Annotated in this window: 13 protein-coding genes, 2 tRNA genes and 1 other annotated feature; of the genes, 4 read left to right on the top strand and 11 right to left on the bottom strand. The window is 41.0% G+C overall.

Features of this window, described 5'->3' with window-relative positions; all coding sequences use genetic code 11:
* Nucleotide 1 precedes the first annotated feature (1 nt).
* Nucleotides 2-439, top strand: a sequence feature (possible 16S ribosomal RNA but 16S or 23S rRNA prediction is too short).
* A 320-nt stretch (nt 440-759) separates the two neighbouring features.
* The gene (gene rpsP, locus GYA54_04005; protein NMC51861.1) at nt 760-1,245 is read left to right on the top strand and encodes a 30S ribosomal protein S16; all 486 of its coding nucleotides are present in this window, start codon (nt 760-762) and stop codon (nt 1,243-1,245) included.
* A gap of 628 nt (nt 1,246-1,873) precedes the next feature.
* Nucleotides 1,874-4,909 (top strand): class I tRNA ligase family protein, encoded by a 3,036-nt coding sequence (locus GYA54_04000; protein NMC51860.1) that lies wholly within the window; start codon nt 1,874-1,876, stop codon nt 4,907-4,909.
* Nucleotides 4,910-4,988: 79 nt separating this feature from the next.
* Here the strand turns inward: GYA54_04000 and GYA54_03995 are convergent, their stop codons facing one another.
* From GYA54_03995 to GYA54_03945, 11 genes are all read right to left on the bottom strand, one after another.
* Nucleotides 4,989-5,528 (bottom strand): hypothetical protein, encoded by a 540-nt coding sequence (locus GYA54_03995; GenBank protein ID NMC51859.1) that lies wholly within the window; start codon nt 5,526-5,528, stop codon nt 4,989-4,991.
* Nucleotides 5,529-5,571: 43 nt separating this feature from the next.
* Nucleotides 5,572-5,643: transfer RNA gene (locus tag GYA54_03990), tRNA-Arg, on the bottom strand.
* Nucleotides 5,644-5,704: 61 nt separating this feature from the next.
* The gene (locus GYA54_03985; GenBank protein NMC51858.1) at nt 5,705-7,234 is read right to left on the bottom strand and encodes a YifB family Mg chelatase-like AAA ATPase; all 1,530 of its coding nucleotides are present in this window, start codon (nt 7,232-7,234) and stop codon (nt 5,705-5,707) included.
* Between the two features lie 63 nt (nt 7,235-7,297).
* On the bottom strand, nt 7,298-7,750 hold the full coding sequence (locus tag GYA54_03980; GenBank protein ID NMC51857.1) for a hypothetical protein: 453 nt from the start codon (nt 7,748-7,750) through the stop codon (nt 7,298-7,300).
* A gap of 31 nt (nt 7,751-7,781) precedes the next feature.
* A complete protein-coding gene (locus tag GYA54_03975) occupies nt 7,782-8,150 on the bottom strand; it encodes a hypothetical protein (GenBank protein NMC51856.1) in 369 nt (122 codons plus the stop codon).
* A 78-nt stretch (nt 8,151-8,228) separates the two neighbouring features.
* Nucleotides 8,229-9,644, bottom strand: a complete 1,416-nt coding sequence (locus GYA54_03970) for a glycogen synthase (protein NMC51855.1) — start codon at nt 9,642-9,644, stop codon at nt 8,229-8,231.
* A 1-nt stretch (nt 9,645) separates the two neighbouring features.
* Nucleotides 9,646-10,662 (bottom strand): aminoglycoside phosphotransferase family protein, encoded by a 1,017-nt coding sequence (locus GYA54_03965; protein ID NMC51854.1) that lies wholly within the window; start codon nt 10,660-10,662, stop codon nt 9,646-9,648.
* Between the two features lie 9 nt (nt 10,663-10,671).
* Nucleotides 10,672-11,826, bottom strand: a complete 1,155-nt coding sequence (locus GYA54_03960) for a hypothetical protein (GenBank protein ID NMC51853.1) — start codon at nt 11,824-11,826, stop codon at nt 10,672-10,674.
* Between the two features lie 7 nt (nt 11,827-11,833).
* Nucleotides 11,834-13,330, bottom strand: a complete 1,497-nt coding sequence (locus tag GYA54_03955) for a glycogen synthase (protein ID NMC51852.1) — start codon at nt 13,328-13,330, stop codon at nt 11,834-11,836.
* Between the two features lie 2 nt (nt 13,331-13,332).
* Nucleotides 13,333-13,812 carry a crossover junction endodeoxyribonuclease RuvC gene (ruvC, locus tag GYA54_03950; GenBank protein ID NMC51851.1) on the bottom strand — a complete coding sequence of 160 codons (480 nt, stop codon included), beginning with the start codon at nt 13,810-13,812 and terminating at the stop codon, nt 13,333-13,335.
* A gap of 5 nt (nt 13,813-13,817) precedes the next feature.
* Nucleotides 13,818-14,555: a YebC/PmpR family DNA-binding transcriptional regulator gene (locus GYA54_03945; protein ID NMC51850.1), complete on the bottom strand. Its 738-nt coding sequence runs from the start codon at nt 14,553-14,555 to the stop codon at nt 13,818-13,820.
* Between the two features lie 249 nt (nt 14,556-14,804).
* Here GYA54_03945 and GYA54_03940 point away from each other — a divergent pair, with 249 nt between their 5' ends.
* Both GYA54_03940 and GYA54_03935 read left to right on the top strand, forming a co-directional pair.
* Nucleotides 14,805-15,188 (top strand): 50S ribosomal protein L19, encoded by a 384-nt coding sequence (locus GYA54_03940; GenBank protein NMC51849.1) that lies wholly within the window; start codon nt 14,805-14,807, stop codon nt 15,186-15,188.
* Nucleotides 15,189-15,296: 108 nt separating this feature from the next.
* Nucleotides 15,297-15,381, top strand: a tRNA-Leu gene (locus tag GYA54_03935).
* The last annotated feature ends 234 nt before the right edge of the window (nt 15,382-15,615 follow it).

Below are 15,615 nucleotides of genomic sequence, written 5' to 3'. Positions count from 1 at the left end.
CGTTAATTCGGGTAACATGCGCAACCCTCATCCTGATTTATTTTTCATCAGGAAACTGCCTCCGATAAGGAGGAGGAAGGTGGGGATGACGTCAAATCAGCATGGTCCTTACGCTCTGGGCTACACACGTGCTACAATGGCTACTACAATGGGCCGCCAAGTCGCAAGACGGAGCTAATCCCACCAAAAGTAGTCTCAGTTCGGATTGAGGTCTGCAACTCGACCTCATGAAGTTGGAATCGCTAGTAACCGCGGATCAGCCTCGCCGCGGTGAATACGTTCTCGGGTCTTGTACTCACCGCCCGTCACGTCAAGGGAGCCGGTAATACCCAAATGCCGACGATCGTCGGCAAAAGGTAAGATTGGTAACAGGGACGAAGTCGTAACAAGGCATCCGTAGCGGAAGCTGTGGATGGATCACCTCCTTTCTAAGGAGTAATTCCGATTTTATATCGGAAGACTCTCGCTCTTCATATAATTTGTATGAAGGGAAAGTCGAACCCCCACCTTTCAATCGAGACAAATAAATTTGATCGGTTGAAAAAGTGGGGGTAGAGAGACAAAAATCCTTATCACGCGGTGTGATAAGGTAGGCATAGACGTTGTAACTATTAAAAGGCTAAATAAATAAATCTACGAATATACGAATCTATTACGAATATACAAATAACTCATTGTCGGTATGGGCTATTAACAATATCACATGGGTAGAATTCGTAAATTGGTAACTGATTCGTAAATTCGTAGATAATTCACTGTATGTTGATGATCCGTTTGTCCCGCGTGGGCAAGAAAAAACAACCGACCTATCGTATTATTATTCAAGATAAATCCAAAGATCCTTGGGGCAAGGCTTTGGAGATTTTGGGTAACTACAACCCACACACCAAAGAAATAGTTCTCAACAAAGAAAGACTAGAACACTGGCGGAAAGTGGGCGCTCAAATGTCGGCATCTATAAATAATCTATTAATAAGAAAAGAAATTATCCACGGTAAGAAAGTAAAAACTGGCAAGATTAATACCAAGAAAAGATTGGCGGAGATGAAGAAAAAAGCGGATGAACAGAAAAAACAGGAAGCGGAGGCTAAGGCCAAAGCAGAGGCCGAGAAGAAGGCGGCGGAAGAGGCCACGGTTAAAGCCGCTGAAGAAGCAAAGGCCACCGAGGCCGCGCCGGTTGAGGAAGCGAAAACAGAAGAAGCTCCGGCTGAAGAGGTAAAAGAAGAAACACCGGTGACAGAATAATACTTAATCCCCTGCGAAGAGCGGGGGATTTTAAATTTCTAAATCCTAACTCCCAATATCAAATCAAATCCAAAATCAAAATGCCAGAATCATTCGTTGGGGCTTTGGATTTTGAACTTTATTGCTCGCCTCGCTGGAGCTTTGGCGAAGCGGGGAAATTTGGATTTTAGATTTTTTCTCCTTTACAAATCTAATTATCTCCGCTATATTTAATTCTACAAGCGTTATCACCTCGGCTGTCACCGGGGAAGCTATCCGCAGAAAACTTTGGCGACATCAAAGTTAGTAGAGCGGATCGGGTCAAGCCCGTTATAGCTGTAATAAGGGTCCAACGATTTTATCCTGACCCCGATGGATATCGGGTGAAGGACCCCGTCTAAGCCAGCACAAAGTATAATTCACGTTAGCGCTTTTTGGCACGGGATCTTTCGTCGCAAGCTCCTCAAGATAAAATAATTTGACCAAATCAAGGTGGTACCACGGGGAAAACTCGTCCTTGAAACAAAGATTACTTTTTGTTTTAGAGACGAGTTTTTTTAATTTTCAATTTCTAAATAAGGTCTAAATCAAAATTTTTAAACATTAAAAATTAGAGTTTATTTAAAAATTATAAAATTAAAAATTTTCTATGGAACTCCCAAAGGCCTACAATCCGACCGAAGTCGAAGATAAAATTTATGAACAATGGGAAAAATCCGGTTATTTCAATCCGGACAATTTGAATTTGTCAGACGACGCGCCGATGTTTTCTCTCATGATGCCACCACCCAACGTGACTGGTGTTTTACATTTGGGGCACGCCTTGGAAAATACTATTATGGATACCGAGATACGCTACCAAAGAATGCTTGGTAAGCGTGCGGTGATTGTGCCGGGGACAGACCACGCGGCTGTGGCTACACAGGCGAGAGTAGAAAAGGAGTTGATGAATTCTGGTAAATATAAAAATCCGCGGGCGGAATTGGGGCGAGAAAAATTATTGGAGGTGGTCCGAGAGTATGCGGAAAATTCCAAGGCCACGATCCTAAAACAAATCCGCAAGATGGGAACTTCATGCGACTGGAGCCGGCTGGCCTATACTTTTGATGGAGAGAGAGAGAAGGCGGTCAATGAGATGTTTGTCAGAATGTATAATGATGGACTGATTTATCGGGGATATAGGGTGGTCAACTGGTCGGTCAAGGGTCAATCAACCCTAAGTGATGATGAGCTGGTTTATGAAGAGCGCCAGGCAAAATTTTATACCTTTAAATACACCAACGACTTCCCTATTCCCATAGCTACCACCAGACCGGAAACAAAACTTGGCGACACGGCCGTAGCGGTAAACCCGGAGGACAAAAGATATAAAAAATATATTGGAAAAGTTTTTGAAGTAGAGATCGGCGCCCAAAAACCTTTGAAAATAAAAATTATTGCTGATCCGGCAGTGGATCCAAATTTTGGCACCGGTGCACTTGGCGTGACGCCGGCGCATAGCCAAATTGATTTTGAGATGAAGGAAAAATATGGATTGGAATTGATACCGGTGATTGATAAATATGGCCGCATGACCGAGGAGGCTGGCAAAGAATATGCGGGGCTAAAGGTTTTGGAAGCGCGAGAAAAATTTGTGAATTATCTCAAAGAAAATAATTTATTGATCAAGGAGGAAGAAATAACTCAAAACGTGGGCACCTCTGATCGTTTCGGTGATGTGGTGGAGGTCATCCCAATGCTCCAGTGGTTTGTAGATGTAAATAAAAAAATCCCCGGCCGAAATAAAAGCTTGAAAGATTTAATGAAGGAAGTTTTTACCACCGGACTTAATGGCGATCAAAATCAAAAGATCAAAATCACGCCGGAACGTTTTGAAAAAAATTATTTTAATTGGATTGATAATCTACGCGACTGGTGCATCTCTAGACAAATCTGGTGGGGGCACAGGATTCCAGTTTACTATCGTAAACTGGAAAATCAAAAATCAAAAATCAAAAATCAAAAAATTTTGGATATAACCTATTTTGTCCATGGAACGACGACTGATAATGAGAAGGGTTTGAAAACTGGTTGGCGTGATGGTGAATTATCAAAATTGGGCGAGCAACAGAACGAAGAACTAAAGAAAACGGTTAGGGAGAGGGGTGATAAATATGATGTGGTTTTTTGTTCTGATCTGAATCGGGCTAGGGAAACAGCGAAAGTGGTCTTTGGCGAGAGTGGGGTGGAGATAATAGAAGATGAACGATTACGAGAATGTAATTATGGCGATCTGAACGGACACCTGGAAAGCGAATTTGAATCAGATGAAAAATATTATATTGAATATAGGCATCCCAATGGCGAAAATGCTTACGATGTCGAGAAAAGAATGCGCGCATTTTTGGACGAAATGCTGGAAAAATATGCCGGCAAAAAAATTGCTATTATTGCTCATATGTACCCGCAAAGAGCCATTGACGTTATTACCAATAGTAAAACTTGGGACGAAGCCATTGACAGCGATTGGCGGAAAAACAAGGCTTGGCAAGCTGGTTGGCACTATGAGTATAATCAGCAATCAGCAATCAGCAATCAGCAATCAGTCAATGAAGAAATCTACGTCGGAACAGAGCCGCCAGCGGGCGAAGGCTGGGAACAAGACCCAGATACTTTGGACACTTGGTTTTCGTCAGGGCTGTGGACATTTTCAACTTTGGGCTGGCCGAATGAAACAGATGATTTGAAAAAATTTCACCCCACCAGTTGGATGCAGATGGGTTATGAAATATTATTTTTCTGGATGGCTCGGATGATTCTCATGTCCACCTATGCACTCAATGAAATTCCGTTCAAGGAGGTCTATATTCACGGCATTTTGCGCGACAAAAGTGGTAAGAAATTTTCCAAATCAGCGGGCAACGGCATTGACCCTTTGGATATGTGCGCCAAATACGGCACAGATGCACTCCGGATGTCTCTCATCTCTGGGGTAACGCCCGGCAATGATGCTCGGTTTTACGAGGACAAGGTGGTTGGTTTCCGCAATTTTGCCAACAAGCTCTGGAATATTGGGCGGTTTATCCAGCTAACAATTAACAATAGCCAACAAGCAATAAGCAATGATTGGGAAGCCAAAACTTTGGCGGATAGATGGATAGTAAGTAGATTGAATAATATAACCAAAGAAGTGACCGGTGATTTCGAAAATTATCGTTTTTCCTTGGCCGCGGAAAAATTGTATGAATTTGCCTGGCATGAATTGGCTGATTGGTACGTGGAAATCGCAAAGAAGCAAGGCGACGAAAATACTTACCGCCTACTAACTGATATTTATCTGCATGCGCTGAAGCTCCTGCATCCTTTTATGCCTTTTATCACGGAAATAATTTTCCAATCTTTTGAAGCGGATAAAATGTTAATGATCGAAAAATGGCCCGGAGTTGATGAAGAAAAAATCAACACACAAGCTGAGCAGGATTTTAAAAACATTCAAGATTTGGTCACGGCTATCCGCTCTTGGCGTAAGGAAAAATCGATTGAGCCAAAAGAAATTTTACAAGCACAGATAGCGGGCGGGGGCAATTTGATCGGGGGACAGAAGGAAATAATTGATTATTTGGCTCGGGTGAAAATAGAAAGTGTGAAAGAGCTGGCGGAATTTGATTTGGAGGTGGATGAGATGAAAATAAAATTTGTGATTTAAGATTTAGGAATAATGATTTAAGAATAATCAGGTAACAAAAAGACGAGCGATGGGGCTCGTCTTTTTTAATGGAATAAGACTAACTTAAAAACCAACTCGGTATGTCTGTCTTGCCTTCTACTATATCTTCCTTGTCGTTGGGGTTTTTTTTAATCAATTCTTCTTCAAATCTTCTGCGTATAGCACTAAATTCTCTAAAACCATTATTATAGGGGTCAATAAATCCTTTTTTTATTTCCCATTTTTCATCAAAGTCATCTGGCAAACTGTGGGTGTTGGCAATTCCAATATTGGAAAATTTTAGAAATATAGCATCTAACATGGTTGCATGGTTGGTGTGGCCATCAGCATAATATTTTTCTTTGTTGTTTTCTTTGTTAAAAATAATTATAAATGCTCTTATCTCTCTTTTTTTCTCACCAGCTGCGGGCAATAAAATTGTATGTTCATTGTCAATTTGATAGTGCTCAAAAATATCTTTTCTAGTTTCATCTATAAGTCTTTCATCTATTAAAATTTCTTTGTGTTTGTGGGCCTCTTGGTGCTCAGCGGTGCCAGGGTTACTAGTAGGAATTATTGGAGTTTCCCCTATCTCTATTCTTATTCTTTTGTTTGACATAATGCGTCTTATTATTTAATAAGGCTTTTCCCCTAAATTTTTTTGCCCCCGAGAGGAATCGAACCCCTATCGCGAGATCCGGAATCTCGTGTCCTATCCTTTGAACGACGAGGGCCCAAAACAATTTAATAATGTAATAATATTTTACTAGTTACAAGTCACAAATTACTAGTTACTCATTCTACCTTTGGCCGATACTGCAGTGCCTCGGCGACGTGCTCGGTCTGGATATTCTCGGCCAGCGCCAAATCGGCAATAGTTCGGGCTAGCTTTAGTATACGGTAATAGCCCCGGGCTGACAAGCGCATCTGCTGAACCGCATTTTTTAATAAATCTTGGGTAGCGCTGTCGACCTGGCACAGGCGCCGGACCTCTTCAGAACTCATCTCGGCATTGCTGATAATTTTCATATTTTGGAAGCGCTCTAGCTGGCGAGCGCGGGCGGAGTTGGCCCGAGCGCGGATATCGCCCGAAGATTCAGCCAGAGCACTCTCTGATAATTTATTAAAATCAACCCGGGGTACTTCGATGTGAATATCAATACGATCCAGAATCGGGCCGGATATTTTCTTTTGATAGTTGGCAATCTGCATGGGCGTGCAGGTACAATTTTTTTCTGGGTCGCTATGATAACCACAAGGGCAGGGATTCATAGAGGCCAGAAGAACAAACTTGGCGGGAAATTGGAGAGTGCCCGAAGCACGAGAAATATTGATAATGCCGTCTTCTAGGGGCTGACGCAAATAATCCAAAACTAACCGGGGGAATTCGGGAAATTCATCGAGAAATAAAACTCCGCGATGAGCCAAGGAAATTTCCCCGGGCCGAGGCCAAGCACCACCACCGACAAGTGAAACACCAGAGGCAGTATGATGAGGAGAGCGAAAGGGCCGGGTTTTGACCAAGGGCTCGGCAGGGGGCAAAAGTCCGGCCACAGAATAAATTTTGGTGACCTCTAAAGACTCCTCCAGGGTCATTTCTGGCAAAATAGTCGGCATACTTCTAGCCAGAAGGGTTTTTCCAGAACCGGGTGGACCAGACATAAGAATATTATGCTGCCCGGCCGCGGCGATTTCTAGGGCGCGCTTGACATGCTCCTGCCCCTGTACATAAGCCATGTCAAACTTGGAATGAATATCTACTATTTCTTGGGTGGCAGATGATTCCGCTAATTCAAATGGAGCAATGGGGAATTCGCCAGTCAGATGTAGAACAACTTCGGCCAAAGAATCAATGGGGTAAACTTCTATATCCTTGATCAGGGCGGCCTCGGCAGCGTTCTCTCTGGGAACAAATATTTTTTTGATCTCTTGATCGCGGGCCATAATAGCCAAGGGCAAAACACCACTGACTGGACGCAGGTGTCCGTCCAGAGCCAACTCGCCAACAAACAAAGCATCGCTATAATCAGCTGGCAGGTGCAAAAATTTACCAGCAACCAAGATCGCTAGGGCAATGGGTAAATCATAAGCCGGTCCAGCTTTTTTGAGATCAGCCGGAGCCAGATTCACGGTCACCTGGCCGCGCGGCCAAGGAAAGCCCGAGTTTTTGACTGCACTGCGGACTCGTTGCCGAGACTCCTGGACAGCGGCGTCTGGCAAACCAACAACAATAAATTTTGGCAAAGCATTAATAGAGTCGGCTTCGACCTCTACTAGTTCACAGTCCAAACCGATGACTGCGGCAGAGAGAATCTTGGTTGACATAAAAAGTCAAAATTCAAAAAGTAAAAGGCCCATTTTGACTCGCGTCGAGTGAGGCGAACAAAATTAAGAAACGGTTTTTTTGCTATGGAATAATTCAAAGAGTAAGAAAATAATTCCGACGACAATCATAATATCAGCCAGATTGAAAACTGGCCAAAATTTTAAATCAATAAAATCAATCACAGCGCTAAAGCGGAAACGATCGATAAGGTTGCTAGCGGCGCCGAGAAAAATAAACCAATAGCCAATAGTACAGGGCCACTGACAATGGCGCCAACTAGATAAAAACAAACCAAAGACGACCAAGATTACCAGAATAACTAAGAAGTAGAAAAGTGGTAATAAAAATTCCGGGAGTGGCAGAGAGAAAGCCAGGTTTTTGTTGGGGAAATAGCTGACTGGAGATCGAAGAGATGATTGATCCCCAAGAATAATAAAGTTTTTTATCAGCCGATCAGCAATAAAAAAAATCAACCCCGCTAACAACACCAGCCATTTGCGATAAGTGTCTGTCATAGACTGTTGGCAAAGTTGACTTTGATTAAAATTATTCGTTGGAAAATTTCTTTTTGCAGTCAATGCAAGAAGAAGAGGTGGGGCGAATCTCTAGGCGGCCAGGATTTATTTCTTTCGCACAATATTTGCAAATACCATAGGAGCCGTCTTTTATCCTTTTGAGCGCGGAGTTGATGTCACGCAGCGTCGAATTCAGGACATTTTTAAGAGAAAGATCGCTGTCAAAACTAGCCACCTCAGAAGCGTTCTCAGCACTCTGCTCACCATAATCTGGAAAAACTATTTCCTGCCGACCGGAAGCTCCAGAGATGGTAAAATCTGAAAGTTCATGCTCGAGCTTCTCTTTTTCCTGAATAAGTTTTTCTTCCATTTTTTTAAGAAATTCTTTATCAAAGGCCATAAAATTAACCAAAAAATATTAAATAAAAAAGCCCCTCACCTTGCTTTTAGTATAGCAATTGGGCTCAAAAAATCAAGTTTATCCGAATACAACCCGTTGGTAAAGATTAAAATATTTAAGAGCGGAGTTGCCCCAGGAAAAATCAGCCTTCATGGCATTGATTTGGAGTTGGCGCCATCTTTTTGGTTGGTGATAACAAATGAGTGATTGTCTGACTGCGCCAATAAGGCTGGCTGAATCATATCCCCTGAAAAGGAAGCCATTGGCCGGTCGGAAATTTATTTTTCTGACTGGGGCAATAGTGTCTTTGAGCCCGCCCGTAGCTCGAGCTACGGGCAGAGTCCCATACCTCATAGCTATCAACTGCCCAAGACCACAGGGCTCATAAAAAGAGGGCATGAGAAAAATATCAGCACCGGCATAGATCTGGCTTGCCAGCCTAGTATCAAATAAATTATAAAATTTAAATTTATCAGGATGTTTTTTGCGCAGCTCATTAAATAATAATTCGTATTTCTTTTCGCCAGTGCCAAGAATAACCAACTGTAAATTGAGCCCCATTAGTTTATCAAAAGATTTCTCCAAAATATCAAAGCCTTTTTGGCCGGCCAGGCGGCTGATCATGCCAAAAATAGGAATCCTTGGGTCAACTTTGAGACCACTAATTTTTTGTAAATAAAGTTTGTTTTTTGTTTTTTCATTGAGATTTTCGATGGAATATGGAAAAGATATCTGGCGGTCGGTCACTGGATCAAAAACAGAATAATCCAAGCCGTTGATAACCCCGGATAAAAATTTTTTCTTTTGCCCAAGCGCTTTTTCTAGTCCACAAGCCAACTCCGGAGTGAGAATTTCTTTAGCATACGTCGGGCTAACGGTAGTAACAAAATCACTTTTCAATATAGCTTCTCTCATTATATTGACCATGTTTTTGTCAACCTGAGAGAAATCTTCTTTAGAAAAACCAAATTGCTTTAAATTCTTTAGGGGGGTGTCACCGGTATAAGCCAGGTTGTGGATAGTAAAAATGGTCTTGGCTTGTGAGTTTTTGCGTTTTAAAAAGGGGGGGACGAGACCAGTATGCCAATCGTTGAGGTGAAAGATGTCTGGCTGCCAGCCGATTATTTCTGGCAAGGTGGCAATTAAATATGAAAAAAAAGTAAAACGAAAGCGGTTTTGTTCGTCAAAAATATCGATGGCCTCAAAATTTTCGTTGTCAATAAAATAAACTGGGACGCTAGAGCCTGGCAAGCGACCCTCAAAAATAGAGACCACGGTCTTTTGCCCGGCGACAGAAACTCCCTGCTCTTTTATCTTCCTAAAGCCGTGATAATTATCTTTTATTTTTTTATAAAAAGGTAAAGCAATGCGGATATCTACACCAATTTTAGCCAAAAATTTTGGCAGGCTGCCGGCCACATCGCCGAGGCCACCGACCTTATAAAATGGCGCGCATTCATAGGCCGCAAATAAAATTTTTATATTTTTTTTCATGTTATTTTATTTTTTGTGAGAGGCGCTCCGACAAATCTATCAGATAAGAGGCATAATGACGATTGTGCTCTTCAATAAAAATCATCGAAAATACGGCATTTTTTAAGGCGGTCCAAGCTTTGTAGAGGTTTATTTTGTTTTGTGTATTCTGTTTTTTACAGGCCAAGCCAAAGTAATTTTTTAAGAAAATATTTTCAACATTGTCATAATCTTTTTTGTCCAAATAGCCTTGGCTCATTAATTCTAATTGCATCAAAAAAGAAGCGGCGTCATAATATTTTGGTGCCAGACAAACCTCGGAAAAATCTATGAATGCCAACTTGTCATTTTCAAACCTATTGACAATAACGTTTTCTGGATGAAAATCTCCATGAGAGAGAATATTTTTTTCTATAATAAGCTGGTCCTTTATTTTTTTTAATTCAGCCAATTGTTTGTAAACTCGGTCACGGAGTGGATCGGTAATGTTATGCTGACGGTTCAGAACATTGGTGGGATCAAGATATACAAGAGAAAAATCATGGATGTTAAAAACGTCTTTGGGGTAATTTATAGTGTGGAGCCTTTTGAGGCCTTGGGATATTTTTTTGATATTCGGCCGATCAAACTGACCATTTTTAAGATGTTCTAGCATGGTGTCACCAGGGATGCCTAGATAAAAAAGGGCCATGATTTCTTCTTCATACCAGAGAGGTTGGGGAATAACAACCGCACCAGAAGAAAATCCCTGACGATAAATCAGTTCCATGGCTGTATACATTTTACGGCGGCCGTGATCAGAGAAACTAATAGTATAAACCCGGAAACGGCGCTTGAGTTTGTTTTCTAATTCGATAGTCAGACGATGCTCAACGACATAGTGAAAAAAATCTTCGGCCACATGCCTTTTTATAAAAAACAGCTGGTGAAATAAAACTTTTTCTGCGCTTGGATCAATTGATTTTATTTTTTGATTGAAAAGGCCTGAGAAATAATCTGGGTCGTCAAGTAATTTGGTGATATTTGTTTTATTGGTCATAAGAGATAATTAATTTTTGTTGTTTTGTTTCCAATGTTTTGACCAGATGGAACCATGAATATCCAAAAACATTTTTTCTGCTTTTATTTTGATGTTGGCATCGACCTCCCGCAGGGTACGTACTGAGCGCAAGAGCTCCAGGGCTCCTTTTTCTATCTCTTCTGGGTTCCAGGCCGGGGAGCCAAAAAGCTGAAAATCACGGCCAGAGGCCCACCAAAAAGTACAACTAGCCAACCCCTTTTCCAGATGAAGACGAGAAGAAAAGTGATCAGGGTCCTCAGAATGATTATAATTTAATTCTAAAACAAAATTGGCGAGCTGCCAAAGAGATTTATGAATATTGTTTTTAAGATCATACCACAGGGCAAAGGGTATGCCTTTTTTAATTTCTTCTTCGCTCGATTCCCAGGAGCTGGAAACTGGAGAAATATTTTTTGTTGCCCGAAGCCCCCTCAAATATTCACTAATTGTTTTTGTAGTAACTTTCTTGTTGTTTATGATGTGTAAATATGGCGGCCACCAATTCCAATAACGATGACCATAGAGCTCACCATCGGTTGCAGTAATTATTGTTTTATCAGTACTGACTAGGTCTATAAGATCGTGGGGCACAAATGATTGGCTAATAAAGCGGTCACGGAAAACAACAAATAAGTTAGTGCCTTTTATTTGATATTTATAATCACTATCAATTTTGTTCTTGGTGGTGCCATCAAGGGAAATTTGGTCGAGTATAAGATATTGGTATTTTAAATAGTTGATAATACCAGCGACCCTTTGACTATAGGCCATCTCTGGCAGGAAAAATCCTCTGGGGCGATAAACAGAACCGAAGCGCCGACGGTTAATGGAGTGGTTTATTTTTATCTGTTTGATAATTTCTTTATCCGGCAAAAGTGGCAAAATAGGATGAAAGGCGGCTGACTCGACAAATTCTACCTGCCCCCTATCAGCAAGGTGAGAAAATTTTTTCAATAGCTTGTCATAACCCAGAAGAAATAATCTTTCTGTCAGGCAGGCTGTAAAATTGATGGTAACTTTTACTTTTTTATGTTGCCACAAAAAATCAGCCCAAGGCTCATAGCTGCTCTTGGCAATATCTTTAATCTGTTCATCAGAAGCAGTGGGGGGCTGATAAAAATGTAAAAAATTTACCCAAAGCATAGGCGTTTTAGTTTTGGTTGGTGGTTTTGGCCAAAGATTCCTGTTTTAGTTTGATAGCTTTTTTGAATAATTGTATATAACGTTTGGCTGGCAGATCCCAAGAAAAAGACAAGCGCATTGACTGGGTGACTAGCTTTTTCCAGATAGCCTGGTTTTTGTAATATTCCCTAGCTCTCATAATAGCACCATAAAAAGACAGGGAACTATAATTGGTAAAAGTGAAGCCGTTGCCAAGGCGATTATTAAAATCAAAATTATCAATAGTATCCTTGAGCCCGCCAATGGAATGGACGATGGGGATACAGCCATAGCGCAGGGCCTTTAATTGATTTAGGCCGCAAGGTTCAGTGTTGGAGGGCAAAACCAGAAAATCGCCACCGGCATAAAGTAGGGTTTCGTTTTTTTGATCAAATGGCGTCCAGATTAATTTTTTTGGGTACTTTCTCGAGATTTTAACAATTTGATTGATATAATTTTTGTCGCCGTCGCCCATAATAATAATCTGCATGTCATAGCGAGCCAAGTGCTCCAAAACCTCCAGAACCAGATTAAACCCCTTTTCAAAAGCGATACGTGAGGACATCACCAAAAGGGGTAATTTTTTTGTCACAGAAAGACCATATTTTTTCTGTAGGTGAGCCTTATTAACAGCTTTGACTTCAATATTTTTATAAGTATAGTTGGCTTTGAGGCCCGGGTCGGTCGCAGGGTTGTAGTCACTGTTTTCAATACCGTTAACAACACCGAAGAGGCGATCCTGGCGATTGGCCAAAAGGACATTCAGTCCTTGGCCTTTTTCTTTATTTAATATTTCTTTGGCATAGTTTTCGGAAACAGTATTAATCAGATCGGCATTGAGAATCGCTCGTTTGTCAAAATTTATATTTTCTATGTCGGAATTATTAAAGAGAGGCAACCTTGATTTGCCATCATCACGTTTTTCTTTGGGTATGATCCACCAATTGTGACCCAGCTGATAGATGATATTGTGGATAGTAAAAAGGGTGGCGGTTTTTTTTAGGTGCGAAGAAGTCTTGAAATCACGATTGAGATAATAGGGGATGAGACCGGTGTGCCAGTCGTGGCACTGGATAATATCAGCGCGAAATTTTATCAACGTGAGAAGTTTTAGGGTGGCAATATTAAACAAAATAAATCTAGCATTTTCGTGGCTCGAGCCATAAAGGTTTTCCTTGCGTGAAAAATATTTCTCATTTTCAATAAAATAAACAACCGGGCCAGACGGCAACTCTCCCTGCCAATAATTAACAACTACGTAATTCTCGCTATCAACAATAAGCTTGACTCCTTCTTTGAACAAGCGCAGATTAAATTTTTGTTTATCAATTATTTTGCCATAAAGCGGGGTAACACAGATAACGATGTGACCCATTTTCTGGAGAGCAGTGGGTAGACTTTCAGCCACGTCAGCCAGGCCACCGGTTTTCGAAAAAGGATGGAGTTCGGAAGAAACAGAAGCTATTTTGAGACGTTTTTGGGCCATAATTAATATTTTTTATTAATACTATGGGCACAGGTAATAGCCACGGCCACGGCATCAGCCGCATCATCTGGCTGAATTATTTCTTTCATATTGAGAATTAATCTGGCCATCTGCTGGATCTGATTTTTATCGGCACGACCATAAGAAGTCACCGCTTGCTTTATTTGTAGGGGCGTAAATTCATAAATAGGCAATCCTCCCTCAAAGATGGTGGCCAAAATAACCCCGCGCGATTCAGCTACCTGTAGGGCAGTTTTTAAATTTTTAAAAAAGAAAAGCTCTTCAATGGCGAGAGCGTCTGGTTGATATTTTTTTATAATTTTTTTGATTTGCTCTTGGAGGTTTTTAAGTCTTTCCGCGTGGAGCATATTTTTGGGAGTTTCCAGGCAACCAGACTGTAGGTAGACAAGATTATTTTTTTCTTGACTAATAATGCCCCAGCCAGCGCGAGCATATCCAGGGTCAAGACCAAGGATTTTCATAACCATTATTCTAAGTTGGTATAATAATCACTCAAATCAGAGAGCTCGTCTATAAGATCAAATATTTTAATAATTTTTTCCAAGCTTTCACCCTCAAGGGAGACTTTTTCCTTGGGTACCATTTCTAAGTCGGCGCTGTCAATTGCTAGGCCGGCAATCTCCAGTTTTTCTTTGACCAACTGTAGCTCTTTGGGATTTGTATAAATAATTATTTCATCTTCGTCTTGGTGAAAATCTTCGGCCCCCGCGTCAATTATAGCCAACTCCAACTCTTCTTGGGTTTTGTCCGCCAGCTGGTGGATTGGGTTTTGTGGTTTGGCATGAATTACCCCCCGATTTTCAAACTGCCAAGCGATGGAGTTTAGATCGGTTAGTTGAGCGTTGTTTTTTTGGAGCAATATTTTGACTTCGTTCAGAGTGCGATTTTTGTTGTCAGTCAGACATTTGATAATCACGGCAACAGAATGGGGTAGAAGCGCACCATACATCACTTCTTCAACAGTGGCGCCACCTAGCTCACCAGTCCCCCGTTTAACAGCGCGCTCGATATTGTCTTTGGGCATGTTGAATTGACGCGCCTTGTCCATGGCGAGACGCAATTTAAAATTAGTAGTAGGATCACCTCCACCTTCTTTGGCCGCAATGGTTATATTATTGCTGAGCTTGGTAAAGGCGCTGCTTCTTTTGGCATCGATGATGGCCTTGGCCCTTTTGGTAGTGGCCCACTTGGAATGTCCGGACATAGTTCGAAGGTTAAATGAGGAGCAAACTGCTTCGCTCCGAATACTGAGAGCGGGCGCCATGTTGTGCCAGAGGCATCATGGGCGCCACACACAATATTCTAAAAAGGTAAAAGTATGGAAAATTATCGCCCCAAACTGTGGTTAGCTTAACATTTTGGGGATAAAAAATCAAGGTAAATACTTGACAAAAAAGAACAATTCGGATAATATAAGGAATAATAATAAACTGAATAATTATAAGAAAAAAATATGACGGAAGAAACAAAAAAAGAAGAAATAAGGGCAGCCAAAGAAAAATTGCAGACCTTGTCGGCTGGAGAAATAAAGTCTGGTATGACTGTCAGGGTTCATGAGAAAATAAATGATATTGACGCCAAGGGCAAAGAAAGAACCCGGGTCCAGGTTTTTGAAGGTATTATTTTGTCGGTCAGAAAACAAAAAACTGCCAATGGCTCTATTTTGGTCAGAAAAATATCCCACAATAATGTCGGTGTAGAAAAAATTTACCCCCTGCAGTCTCCCTTGATAGACAAGATTGAATTGGTGAAAGAGATAAAAACACGCCGGGCCAAACTTTATTTCCTGCCAAATTATAAGAAGCGGGTGAAGACCAAAAAGGCTAATAATAAATAAGTTAGTGGATAATGTTTTTTAGGTTATAATAAAAGTGATTCCAAAATCACTTTTATTCATTTGCGGATCCGCCAGCGGCGGGTATATGCGCATTTAACTATAATTTTTGCGGACGTGGCGGAATTGGTATACGCGCATGCTTGAGGTGCATGTGGGGCAACCCGTGGGAGTTCAAGTCTCCCCGTCCGCACCAGAAAATTATTAATTACACCAAAGACAACCAAAAAAATGAGGGATTTTAAAATTACCAGCAAGAGAATGGCTTTTTTAAAAATAATATTTATTTTTAGGTGCTTGTCTAGAACAGACAAATAATTAGTAATGTTTTTTAATAATTTTTTTAATAATATTAGCCAAATTATCATCTTTCCGGTGGTTAAATCTAAATTCCATTTCTTTTAAATACAAATTAAACCGTTTTCTGTCT

The sequence above is a fragment of the Candidatus Kuenenbacteria bacterium genome (assembly GCA_012797775.1).
In the GTDB taxonomy this organism is placed as follows: domain Bacteria; phylum Patescibacteriota; class Patescibacteriia; order UBA2196; family GWA2-42-15; genus JAAZMX01.
Note: the sequence above shows the minus strand (reverse complement) of the source record. Positions and strands in the feature narration are given on the sequence as shown.